The organism is Mycobacterium terramassiliense, from assembly GCF_900157385.1.
Taxonomy (GTDB): domain Bacteria; phylum Actinomycetota; class Actinomycetes; order Mycobacteriales; family Mycobacteriaceae; genus Mycobacterium; species Mycobacterium terramassiliense.
Map to the genome: position 1 here is coordinate 2,159,706 of NZ_LT717701.1, position 11,694 is coordinate 2,171,399.

12 protein-coding genes are annotated in these 11,694 nt (G+C 66.6%); 7 read left to right on the forward strand and 5 right to left on the reverse strand.

Going from position 1 to position 11,694, the window contains the following annotated elements; translation table 11 throughout:
- Positions 1–5: 5 nt before the first annotated feature.
- On the forward strand, positions 6–833 hold the full coding sequence (locus tag MTAB308_RS24955) for an SDR family NAD(P)-dependent oxidoreductase (RefSeq protein WP_077103079.1): 828 nt from the start codon (positions 6–8) through the stop codon (positions 831–833).
- A 106-nt stretch (positions 834–939) separates the two neighbouring features.
- Positions 940–1,203 (forward strand): dsRBD fold-containing protein, encoded by a 264-nt coding sequence (locus MTAB308_RS24960; protein WP_077103081.1) that lies wholly within the window; start codon positions 940–942, stop codon positions 1,201–1,203.
- Here the strand turns inward: MTAB308_RS24960 and MTAB308_RS24965 are convergent.
- From MTAB308_RS24965 to MTAB308_RS24975, 3 genes are all read right to left on the reverse strand, one after another.
- A complete protein-coding gene (locus tag MTAB308_RS24965) occupies positions 1,169–2,329 on the reverse strand; it encodes a PPE family protein (RefSeq protein WP_077103083.1) in 1,161 nt (386 codons plus the stop codon). The genes MTAB308_RS24960 and MTAB308_RS24965 overlap by 35 nt on opposite strands.
- A gap of 168 nt (positions 2,330–2,497) precedes the next feature.
- A complete protein-coding gene (locus MTAB308_RS24970; protein WP_077103085.1) occupies positions 2,498–3,838 on the reverse strand; it encodes an FAD-binding oxidoreductase in 1,341 nt (446 codons plus the stop codon).
- An 18-nt stretch (positions 3,839–3,856) separates the two neighbouring features.
- Positions 3,857–5,329: an APC family permease gene (locus MTAB308_RS24975; protein ID WP_077103087.1), complete on the reverse strand. Its 1,473-nt coding sequence runs from the start codon at positions 5,327–5,329 to the stop codon at positions 3,857–3,859.
- Between the two features lie 165 nt (positions 5,330–5,494).
- Here MTAB308_RS24975 and MTAB308_RS24980 point away from each other — a divergent pair, with 165 nt between their 5' ends.
- The 4 genes from MTAB308_RS24980 to MTAB308_RS24995 are packed head-to-tail and all read left to right on the forward strand — an operon-like array spanning position 5,495 to position 8,836.
- Positions 5,495–6,037, forward strand: a complete 543-nt coding sequence (locus tag MTAB308_RS24980) for a TetR/AcrR family transcriptional regulator (protein ID WP_077103089.1) — start codon at positions 5,495–5,497, stop codon at positions 6,035–6,037.
- Positions 6,034–7,662 carry an MFS transporter gene (locus MTAB308_RS24985; protein WP_077103091.1) on the forward strand — a complete coding sequence of 543 codons (1,629 nt, stop codon included), beginning with the start codon at positions 6,034–6,036 and terminating at the stop codon, positions 7,660–7,662. The genes MTAB308_RS24980 and MTAB308_RS24985 overlap by 4 nt, the downstream gene beginning before the upstream one ends.
- A complete protein-coding gene (locus MTAB308_RS24990; RefSeq protein ID WP_077103093.1) occupies positions 7,608–8,048 on the forward strand; it encodes a VOC family protein in 441 nt (146 codons plus the stop codon). Before MTAB308_RS24985 ends, MTAB308_RS24990 begins: the two co-directional genes overlap by 55 nt.
- Positions 8,045–8,836, forward strand: coding sequence for an SDR family NAD(P)-dependent oxidoreductase (locus MTAB308_RS24995; RefSeq protein ID WP_077103095.1), 792 nt, complete (start codon positions 8,045–8,047; stop codon positions 8,834–8,836). Before MTAB308_RS24990 ends, MTAB308_RS24995 begins: the two co-directional genes overlap by 4 nt.
- On the opposite strand, the gene MTAB308_RS25000 is transcribed toward MTAB308_RS24995, so the two are convergent.
- Positions 8,833–9,987, reverse strand: a complete 1,155-nt coding sequence (locus MTAB308_RS25000) for a Zn-dependent alcohol dehydrogenase (protein ID WP_077103098.1) — start codon at positions 9,985–9,987, stop codon at positions 8,833–8,835. The two genes, MTAB308_RS24995 and MTAB308_RS25000, sit on opposite strands and share 4 nt — an antisense overlap.
- Positions 9,984–11,210, reverse strand: a complete 1,227-nt coding sequence (locus MTAB308_RS25005) for a cytochrome P450 (protein WP_077103100.1) — start codon at positions 11,208–11,210, stop codon at positions 9,984–9,986. The genes MTAB308_RS25000 and MTAB308_RS25005 overlap by 4 nt, the downstream gene beginning before the upstream one ends.
- Positions 11,211–11,330: 120 nt before the next feature.
- Here MTAB308_RS25005 and MTAB308_RS25010 point away from each other — a divergent pair, with 120 nt between their 5' ends.
- Positions 11,331–11,690: a Rieske (2Fe-2S) protein gene (locus tag MTAB308_RS25010; protein ID WP_083746652.1), complete on the forward strand. Its 360-nt coding sequence runs from the start codon at positions 11,331–11,333 to the stop codon at positions 11,688–11,690.
- Positions 11,691–11,694 lie beyond the last annotated feature (4 nt).

The window sequence follows — 11,694 nt, forward strand, 5'->3', positions numbered from 1 at the left end:
AGGCCATGGCGCGCAGGACGATCGTCATCACCGGTGCCAGCGACGGACTCGGCGCCGCGGCGGCCCGTCGGCTGCGCCGGGGTGGCGCAAACGTCGTGGTGGTCGGCCGATCGCACAGCAAGACCGCCGCCGTGGCCGCCGAATTGGACGCCGACCATTTCGTGGCGGACTTCGCCGACCTGTCCGCGGTGCGGGCCCTGGCGGACGAGATCGGCTCCCGGTACCCGCGCATCGATGTCCTGGCCAACAACGCCGGCGGCCTGTTCACCAAGTCCCAGCGGACCGGGGACGGCCATGAGATGACCCTCCAGGTCAACTACCTGGCGCCGTTCCTGCTCACCACGCGGCTGATGGACCTGCTCGTCGATTCCCGCGCCACCGTCGTCAACACCACCAGCTCGTCGCACCGGCTGGTTCCGCGCGTCTCGATCACCGACCTGGAGGACACGACCGGGCGCCGGCCCAGCTCCGCCTATGCCCTCACCAAACTCGCTATCGTCTTGTTCACCAGGGAATTGCATCGGCGATACCACGCCCGTGGACTGTCAGCGGCGACGTTTCACCCCGGCTATGTCAACTCCAACTTCGGCGATGCCTCGGGCTCGCGCTTTCTCGTCTTCATGAAGTACCGCGTGCCGCTGGCGGTCCGGTTCACCGCCACCGTCGACGAGGCGGCCGACCAGCTGGTCTGGCTGGCGTCGAGCGCGCCGGGCGTCGACTGGACCTCCGGCGAGTACTACTCGAAAGGCAAGGTCGCCAGGGCCAACCGGGCGACCTACGATCCCGCGCTGGCGCGTGAGCTGTGGGATCGCACCCTGGCGAAAATCGGTTGACCGCGCAAGGTGTCCATCGGCAGTCGCCGTGGGACCAAAGTCACCAGAATGCGCCACGCCGCCCCATGAGCGCGACAGCGCTGCTGTCCCGCAGCATGATTCGTACATGCACCACATCAGCGTCGCGGCGCCCCCCACGCATCCGATGGTCACCATAGCGATCGACGAGCACCGCGGAAGAACCTACGCCAAGGCCGAGTTGCGCTGGGGCGGTGCGCAGTTGGCCGGGATGGGGATCGCCTACCGCCACCCGGCCGACGCTTTCACGGGCGACGCGGGCCGGAAGCTGGCGACGGCGCGGGCGCTCTCGGACGTGGCGGACGAACTGAGGCGCTTCAGCCGGCCGCGGGCGGGTGAGCCATCACCGTGAGGCGAACGCCGTAGCGCGGGAGGACGCCGGAGCCGCGCGCCAACGCCCCCACCGGCACCCCGGGCACGCCCGGCATGCCGGGACCCGCCGCCTCCTCGGTCCCCGTGAACGTGGTCAGGCCGGCGGGCGCCAACGCCGAAACATGTCCGGTCGCAGGGGCGGTCCAGCTCGTCGGCACCGACAACGGCCCGATCGAACCGGCCTTTCCCACCGCCGCGGATATCGCGCTGCCAACGCTTCCCGTCTTCAGCGCGTTGACCACCGGTGCGAGCCCCTCCACAAGCGCAGGCGCCATCCCCGAAAAGTCGAACGCGGCCTGTCCCGCCTGTTGCGCAGCGGCCTGGGCCGCTGACTGGATAATCGCTATGAACGCGGTCGCTGCCGTAAGAGGGCTGGTCAAGGCGCTAGTGGCGGCGCTTGCGAAGGGCGTAAAGTCCTCCAACCCAATCTGATCCTCCAAGTAATTCAGCGATGACAAGATGTCCCCGATGATCGGGATTTGCCCCAGCAAGTTGGCGAGCTGCTCGAGCGGGCTGAGGGGGGCGGCACTGGCTTCTGCCTGGGTGACGGCGGCGCCCTGCGCGGTCAGCCCGGCCGGATTGGTGTTCTGCTGCGCGGATGCGAATGGCGTCAACATCGTCGTCGCCGCCGCCGAGCTGGCGGCGTAGGCGTACATCGCCGCCGCGTCCTGAGCCCACATCTCGGCATATTGCGCCTCGGTTGCCGCGATCGCTGCGGTGTTCTGGCCGAAGAAGTTCGTCGCAATCAGCGCCATCAGCTGCGCGCGGTTGGCCGCGATCAGCGGCGGGGGCACGGTCATCACAAATGCCTGCTCGAAGGCCCCAGCCGCTGCCCTGGCTTGCATGGCCGTCTGCTGTGTCCGTTCGGCGGTCGCGTACAGCCAACCCACGTAGGGGACGACCGCGGCCGTCATGGCATCCGACGCGGTGCCGCGCCACTGCATGGAGTTCAGGCCCGACACCACCGATTCGTAGGTCTCGGCCGTCGTGGCCAATTCGGCGGCCAGCATGTCCCAGCTTGTCGCGGCGGCCATCATCGAGCCCGATCCGGGGCCCGTGTACATCCTGGCGGAGTTGATCTCCGGCGGTAAAAGTGCGTAATCCATTGATTCACAGCTCCTAATTGGTTGACGTGATGAGCCGCCACTTTGACGGCGCACAGTTTCGCGGGGCGCGGTCGTGTCAGGTGAGTCTCGGCGGGCCATGCGCACAGGGCATATCCGGCCACCTTTGGTGAGGGCGTGCCCTAGAGCACTAAGACACGATGGGCGCTGTCATGACGCCTTCGGCGGCACGCTCTGTTCGAAGCTGAACACGTTGAACGGGTCGTAGGTGGCCTTCACCTGACGCAACCGATCGACGTGCGGGCCGTAGTACTGCGCCTGCCAATCGGCTGCGCTTACGTTGGGCACGTTGACATAAGCGCCGTCGACATAGGGGCGCAACGCGCGCGCGAAATCGGCGACCCAGCCGAGCGCAGTTGCGGTCAAGTCGGACCCGTTCCAGCCTGCGCCGGGTTCGCAATAGAAGAGGGCATCACGGTGCGGGAATGCCGAACCGCCGGGCGGCTCGTTGCGTACCGCTCCGCCGAAGCCGGACAAGAAGTAGTTGCTCGCCGGGCTCGGACTGTGTGCCATGAAGTGACAGATCAGGTCGATTGCGTCCTCCGGAAATGGGCTTTTGACGAACTGGGAGAAGAACTTCCAGTTGTAGACATCCTGGGGGGCCTTATCGACGTCGGCGTATACGGCCGGCCAGGAATCTTCGGAGACCGTCACCTCCGGTGCACCGATCTCGAGCAGGGGCTCGAGCGCCGAGGTGACGTCCTTGCGACTACCGCCGTACCAGAGCGCGGCCAATGTCGGCCCGCTCTGGTAGATCTCGATGGCGCTAGTCAGCCGCTCGTCGGCGACGGGGGCGTCGCGCTGCCACGTCCGCAGGATGGCGGAAAGGTGATCGAGGCCCGACCACGTCGCATACAGGAACGCGACATCGGCGAGCTTCTCGAGCTTGACGGTGTAGGCCGTCGCGATCCCGAAGTTGTTGCCGCCACCGCCGCGGCAGGCCCACAGCAGATCGGCGTGGTTGTTGGCGTCGACGTGAATGGCCCTCGCGGAATCGGTACCTTCAGCCACCACGATCTCGGCGGCGATCAGCTTGTCGCAGGCCAAACCCATTCTGCGGGTGAGTAGTCCGAACCCACCGCCGAGCACCACCCCGCCGAGGCCGACCTGGCCCTCCGAACCGGTAGGAATGGCGTAGCCGCGTTCCCCCAGCGCCGCGACGGCCTCTTTCTGTACGAGCCCGGTTCCGATGGTGGCCGTCCCCGATGCCTCGTCGACGTGGATGTTCTTCATCCGGCTGACATCGATGACCAGTCCGCCGTCGACGGAAGACCAGCCTTCCAGGCAGTGCCGACCGCTGCGAGCGCGGAACGCGATGCCCGCCGTACGCGCCCAGCGGACGGCGTTGACGACGTCGTCGGTGTTGCGGCAGAAAACGATCGACTCGGGGTAGCGCTGATACAGCCGGTTCCAGCCCTGTCGAGCAGCCTCATATCCGGGATCACCCGCGTGCAGCACGTCACCGGTGAGTTCCGTTGTTGTGGTGACCATTTCGTTGACCTCGCGACGTCAGTGGGAAAAGACGGCCAGATCGCCAGGTTCGTGGTCGAGTACTTCGCGGTTGAAGATCATCATGTACGCGAAGTACAGGGCGCCGACCGCGAGTAGGCCGGCCACGATCTCGATCGGGACGAGCGCGTTGGCGGGTGAGAGCAGAATGACCAGCGCGCAGATCGACCAGACAAGCGCGGCGATCGAGACGGGCATCTCGAATCGGCCGATATCAAAGGCGCCGTCCTGACGGTCGAGCCGTTTTCGCACCGACAGGTAGAGAACCACGATCATGCCGTACGTCAGCGCCGGGAAGACCGTCCCAGAGGTGATCAACTCCAACAGGGCGCTACCCGGCAGCACGGCCAGCACCGCGGCGCCGATCACGACTGGCACGATGCTGGCGGGGATCGGGGTCTGCGTGCGCACATTGACCCGCCGCATCAGCCGGTGTCCGGGGAATCGGTCATCGCGCGACATCGCGAAGATCATGCGCGAGCACGTCGTCAGCGTCACCATTCCGCCGCCGAAGAAGGCAATCGCTATGGCGACGAGGAAGATTCGTTCGGTGACCGTGCCGAGTTGGTCATGCATGATCATCGCGACCGGCGATGCGGCCGTCGAGACTTTGGGGACGTTGTCGATGGCGATGGTGAGGGCTATCAGGAACGCCATGCCCAGGACACTGGCCGCCGCCACCGATCCCACGATGGCGCGCGGGACGCTGCGAAACGGGTTCTTGGCCTCTTCGGCCATATTCGCCGCGGAGTCGAAGCCCACGAGCGTGCCCAAGCCGACGATCATGACGGCCATCAGCCCGCCACCGAATGCGAAGTAGTTCGTCGCGCCCTCGGTGACGCCTCGCGAGGTGAGATTGTCGGTCGAGCCATGTCCGGTCACCGCCGCGGCCACGACGAGTGCGACCGCGAGCACCACGACGATGGTCAGCTCGATCGCGACCGCCGTCGAGTTGACCAGTGCGACGATCCGCGTCGAGGCGATGGCGAGTACCGCCTGGATCACCATCACCACGGCGGTGATGATTCGTGCGGTGCCCTCGTCGGGCGCCATGTTGAACAACGGCATCAGGCAGGTGCTCGACATCGCGCTGTCGATAGCCATCAGGCCGGTGATCAGATAGCAAAAGGTGATCCACCCGAAGAACCAGCCGATCTTGGGGTTGGCCAGTCGCGATCCCCACTGGTAGGAGGAGCCGCTGAGGGGGATGCGGCCCGCGAACTGTGCGACCACCATGGCGACCAGCAGCTGGCCCGCCGCCGCGATGATCCAGGTCCAGATGCCCACCGGCCCGGAGTTGCGCAGCAGGTCGTCGTAGGTTCCGAAAATGCCGACGGCGACCGAGATGAACGCAAACGAGACGGCGAACACTTGGAACGAGCTCAGCGTCCGCTTGAGCTCCGGCTCGTAACCGCACTCTTCGCAGAACTCGTCGAAGGAGTCCGCATCCGGTAGCGGCAACGCTTCGGTCATGTCAGCCACCTGGCCTTCGTGCGTGTGAGCAAACTGTACAGCCGCTCACAGTCTTTTCTGGAGGGGAAATTGAACAGGAGTCGAATATCGCGCGCTTCGCCGACCGCCTGAGATTTAGATGTCTCATCTAAGACGTATTAGTCTCAGATGAGGTAGGATCGTAGCATGCCCATCGACCGTGAAAAAGCGTTGCGCGACGCCGCGGACTTCCTGGGTAGGCGGCCCAACGCCACCCAGGACGAGATCGCCGCGGCCGTCGGCATCAGTCGTGCGACCCTGCATCGCTACTTCTCGGGACGCGCGGCGCTCCTCGAGGCCCTCGACGAGTTCGCGGTCGCCCACTTGCGAGAGGCCCTGCAAACTGCCCGCTGGCGGGAAGGCTCGGCCGCGGCCGCGCTACGGCGCTTGGTGACGGCGTGCGAACCGGTGTCCGGATACCTCAACTTGCTCTATACGCAGAGTCAGGACGTCGAGGCCAATCAGCCCAAGGAGGCGTGGGCGGAAATCGACGCCGAGGTCAGGGAATTGTTCCTGCGCGGTCAGCGGGAAGGCGAATTTCGCGCCGAGTTGAACGCCTTCTGGCTAACCGAAGCGTTCTTCAACCTGATGGCCGGTGCGGCGTGGGTGGTCCAGGTCGGCGGCGCCGGACGGCGCGAATTTACCGACATGGTGACCGACCTGCTGCTGCATGGCGTGAGCAAGTCATGACGCGCGCCTGGCTGGCGCTGGGTGTGCTCGCCGTCGCGGTGCTGCTGATCGGCGTCGACGGCACCGTGCTCGCCCTCGCCATGCCGTTCATCGCTACGGATCTCAAAACGGCTGCAACGCAGGTGTTATGGATTGGCGACATCTACTCGTTCGTGTTGGCCGGACTCCTGGTCACGATGGGCGGCCTCGGCGATCGCATCGGTCACAAGAAGCTTTTGCTCGCGGGTGCGACGGCTTTCGCCGCTGCATCGGTGGCCGCGGCATACGCTCCGAACGCCGCACTGTTGATCGGGGCGCGGGCGCTGCTGGGCGCCGCCGGCGCGACATTGGCGCCGTCGACCCTGGCTCTGATCCGCTCCTTGTTTCCGCAATCGCGGGAACGCAGTGTGGCCGTGGGCATTTGGGCCTCTGCTTTTTCGGCGGGGGCGATTTTGGGTCCCATGCTCGGCGGCTTGCTGCTGGAGCACTTCTGGTGGGGATCGGTGTTTTTGATCAACCTGCCCGTGGCCGCCGTGTTGTTCGTCGGTGGCGTGGCGCTGTTGCCGGAACAGCGCAATCCATTGCCGGGCCCGTGGGATCCGCCCAGCGTCGGGCTGTCACTTCTCGGCATGCTCGGCGTCGTATACGCGGTTCAGGACGGGGTCGCCAATGGGTTCCACATCGACGCGCTGATCCTCGGCGTCGGCGGAGCCGCGGCCCTGGCGCTGTTCGTCAGGCGGCAGCTGAGCGTGGCGACGCCGTTGATCGAGGTGCGGCTGTTCGGCAATCACAGGTTCTCGGCAGTGGTCGTCGCCAACCTGCTGGCGGTACTGGGCCTTTCGGGCGTGGTGTATTTCCTATCGCAGTTCTTCCAGTTGGTCATGGGATACAGCCCGCTTCAAGCCGGGCTCGCTGAGCTGCCGGCCGCGGTGGGCGCGACCGCCTTCGGTGTGCTGGCCGGCGTAGCGATGCGCCATTCGTCGCAGCGGGCGATCCTCACCATCGGTCTGGCGCTGGTTGGTTCGGCGATGGCGTCGCTGTCGCTGATCGGGCCGCATACCGAGTACCCGCACGTCGGCGTCTCCTTGTTCGTCCTCGGTATCGGCCTCGGCCTGGCCTACACCGCCGCCAGCGACGTCATCCTCGCCAGCGTTCCGCCGGAACGAGCGGGTGCGGCCGCCGCGGTCTCGGAGACCGGCTACGAGCTCGGGACGGCGCTCGGCATCGCTACGCTCGGGTCTATCGTCACCGGAGTGTTCCGCGCCCTGATGGTGTCCTCCGGCACCGCCGATTCACTCCCCGACGCGATCGAAGCGGCAAAGCGCCTGCCCGATCAGAGGGGGCTGGAAGTGCTGGCGGTCGCAAAGAGCGCCTTCAGCAGCGCCCTCGCGGTCGCCGCGGGAATCGGGTCGGTCCTGGTGCTGGCGTCTGCCGCGGCTATCTGGGTGCTGCTCAAACCGGCACCGGCGCCGCCTGAGCCGCGCGCCGGCTCCCGAACTGGTCGCGCACCCGGGAACCGATGCCGTCCCCGGAAAGATGAACTGTGCAGGTCGCGGAACCGGCTGACAAGGCCAACACCTAACATTGCAGCATGCCAGGTATCCACCACTCCGCCATCTGCACGGGCGACGTCGAACGCTCGATGAAGTTCTGGCGCGATGGCCTGGGATTGACCGAACTGTTCGACCAGAGTTTCACCGGTGGCTGGCCGGAACTGTTCGGCGCCAAGACCGATCGGTTGCGGTCGGTTTTTCTTGGCGATCCGCAGACGCCCGACACGGGCATCGTGGAATTGGTTGTCTTCGAGGGCGCCGACGGTGCGCCGGTCCCACCCCACCGGCCCCGACGCGGATTCTTCCTGCTCTCGCTGCAGCGCGACGTCGATGAGACGCTCTCGGTCCTCGGGAATCTGGGCTTCAGCGACGGCGTTCGGCGCATCACGGTCTCGGCCCCGGGCGGCAAAGCGGTCGCGATGGCGGTCATCACCGCACCTGACGGCGTGCTGGTCGAGCTGATCGGTCCCGCGCAATGACGGCCTCGACCGCCTTGGTGACCGGCGGCGCGTCCGGCATCGGCCTGGAGGTCGCCGGGCTTTTGCGCGACGCCGGCCACCGGGTCGTGACGTGGGACCTGTCGGGCGCCGACATCGATTGCGACGTCAGCGATCCCGACGCCGTATCCGCGGCCATGCAACAAACGGTGCGCGAGCACGGGGTGCCGACCCGGGTGGTGACGTCCGCGGGTATCGGGTCGTCGGGCCCGTCGGGTCTGTTGCTCAAGCAGGCGCCCGCCGATTGGGAGCGGGTGCTGTCGGTGAACCTCACCGGCACCTGGTTGACCCTCCGCGCCGCCGCACGGGCCATGGTCGAGGCCGAGGTGGAGGGTTCGATCGTCGCCGTTTCCAGCATCAGCGGCACGGTGGCCGATCGCGACATGGGCGCATACTGCGTGTCGAAAGCCGGCGTCGACATGCTGGTCAAGGTCGCCGCGGTGGAATGGGGTACGTACGGCATCCGGGTCAACGCCGTCGGGCCCGGCGTGACGCGTACCCCGATGCTGCCCAACCCCGACGCGTGGCTGGGCTGGGCCGACGGCCTGTCCAGGCGGACCGCGCTCGGTCGCCTGGGTGAGGCCTCCGACGTGGCCGGCGCCATCGTCGGTGTCCTGGAACTGCCCTGGGTGACCGGTCAGGTGGTGCACGCCGACGGCGGCCTGGCCCTGCACAGCCCGATCGACGCATACGGCCAACTGGAGAAGCTGATGCGGTTGAAGAGATTGCGGCAGATCCGAGACCAGCGGGAGAAAGCCAAAGAGGCCTAGCTGCCGAAGTCGATCACGCCCCTGACGATCGTCCCGTTGAGCAGGTCGTCGTAGGCGTCGTTGACGTCGTCGAGGCGATAGCGCTTGGTGATCATCTCGTCGAGTTGCAGCTGTCCGGTCTGGTAAAGCCGGGCCAGCCGCGCGATGTCCGCCTTCGGGTTGCACGAGCCGAATATGGTGCCCGCCAGCGTCTTGTTCATCAGGATGAAGTCCTGCAGGTCGATGTTGACCGACCGGGTCAGCTGCGACGTCATGCCGGTGAGGACACACGTACCGCCCTTGCGGGTCAGCTTCACCGCGTCACGGACGTCGTCGGCGGTGATCAGGGACGGCGAGACCACCACGGCGTCGGCCATCACCCCGTAGGTCAGGTCCCGCACCACGTCGAGCGCCTCGGTGGCCGTCGCGGCGCTGTGCGTCGCACCGAACTGCAGCGCCGATTTCTGTTTGAACTCAACGGGATCCACCGCGACGATGTGTGCCGCGCCGTTGATCCGGGCGCCCTGGATCGCGCCGGTGCCGATCCCACCGACGCCGATCACCACGACGGTATCGCCGGCGCGCATGTTGGAGCGGTTCGCGACCGATCCGTAGCCGGTCGGAATGGCGCACGACAGCAGGGCGCTCGGTGCCAGCGGCAGGTGCGGGTCGATCTTCACGAGCGAATTCGTCGACACCACAGTGTGTTCGGCGAACGCGCCGACCTTGGCGATGTGCCCCAGATTCCGGCCGTCGGCGGTGTGGTGGCGGAAGGTGCCGTCGGTGGGCATCCCGGGGACCATGGTGCCGATGCCGACGTCGCAGAGGTACTCGACCCCGGTCGCACACCAGCGGCACTGCCCGCACACCGCGACGAACGACATCACCACGTGGTCGCCCGGGGCGAAATCGGTGACGCCGTCGCCGACTTCGCGCACGATGCCAGAGCCCTCATGGCCGCCGATCATCGGGAACATCGTCGGCAGGCCGAGCGAGCGCATCACCTCGTTCGGCGCCGACATGTCGCCCTTGAGGATGTGGTCGTCGGAGTGGCACAACCCCGCGGCGGCCAGCTGGACCAAAACTTCGCCGGCGCGCGGCGGGTCCAGCTCGAATTCCTCGACGGACCACGGCCCGCCGACGTCGTGCAGAATCGCGGCGCGGCTTCTCATGCGGCGGGGGTGAACGTGACGGGAAGCTTGTTGGGCGACCGGAAGGTGAGGCCGACGATCCCGGGCTCCTCGCCGGTTCCGTCGTCGTGCACGAAGGCCAAATGCTCGACGCGGTCCAACAGGCTGTTCAGCATGACGCGCGTCTCCAGCCGCGCCAGGTGCATGCCCAGGCACATGTGGATACCGGCGGCGAACGCGATGTGGGCGTGGCGCGGCCGGTGGATGTCGAAGGTGTTGGGGTCGGGCCAGCGGCTCTCGTCGCGGTTGGCCGAGCCCATGCACATGTCGACCTGCGCGCCGGCCGGTATTGTCTTGCCGCCTATGTCGATCTCCTCGGTGGTGGTGCGCATGACCATCGTCAGCGGGGTTTCGACCCGCAGGCCCTCCTCGATGGCGGCCGGGATCAGCGACCGGTCCCGCTGGACCATCGCCAGCTGCTCGGGGTGGGTGAGCAACAGGTACAACAGGTTGCCCGAGGAGCGGTAGGTGGTCTCCAGCCCGGCCGGCAGCAGCAGGCGCAGGAAGGCGATGATCGCCTCGTCGGTGAGCTTCTCGCCGTCGATCTCGGCGGCCACCAGGTCGCCGATGATGTCGTCGGTCAGCTTGCGGCGGCGCTGCTCCACCTGATCGAGGAAGTAGCCGTGCAGCTCGGCCGCCGCAGTGAGCCCGGCCATGATGTCGGTCGGGATCGAGATGAGGTCGAGGGACAACCGGCGGAACATGTCGAGATCCTCGGCGGGGAGACCGAGCAGCGTGGAGATGATCCGGGTCGGAAACTCGAACGTCAGCGCCTTCACCAGATCGGCGTGGCCGTCGTTCTTGATTTCGTCGATCAGTTGATCGCAGACCGGCCCGATGACCGACGGTTCCCACCGCTCCAGCGCGGTGGCGCGGAAGGCCTTGGCGACCAGGCTGCGGTGGTCGTGATGCTCCTTGCCGCCCATCGCCAGGATGGTGTGACCCATCACCAGTCCGATGGTCTTGTCGTACGCGGCCGAGGTGAACACGCGGTCGTCTCGGAACGCCTGAAACAGCCCGTCGTAGCCGAACAGGACCCATTCGTCGTCCGGTCGCAGTTCCTCCGGCATCTGCGAGTGGTCCGCCAGGGAACCGTGCCAGACCGGGTCGGTGCGCCGCATATATTCGAAGAACGGATACGGACTGGTCTCCCCGGTGAGGTCGAGGGTGACGGGTTGGCCGTCCGGGTCCGTGCTGAGCGTCATTCGCGCTCCTCCTGAGCAGCCGGGTAAGGCGGATAGGTGCCGAGGGAATGTCGCTATCATAGTATAAATAGCAACGAAGCCCAACGGCTTGTGGTTTCTCCAGGAGGCGGTGATTCTCAGGTGCCCGACCGGCGATTCGTGTGCTCCCTGGACGAACTGCCGCCCGGCGCGATGAAACTGGTCGACGTCGGCAAGTTCGGCGTCGGCGTCTACAACGTGGGCGGGGAGCTGTACGCGATCGTCAACTACTGCTCCCACGAGGGCGCCCCGCTGTGTCTCGGCCTGCTCGGCGGCACCAACGAGCCCGCTCCGGAATCGCCCGACGGGATACGCCGCGTCCGCGACGGGCAGATCGTCCGATGCCCTTGGCACAACTGGGAATTCGACGTCACCACGGGCCAAAACGTCGCCGATCCGCGCCGCCGCATCCGCACCTACCAGGTCGATGTCGCCGATGGAGAGGTGTACGTGACCGCATGACCCC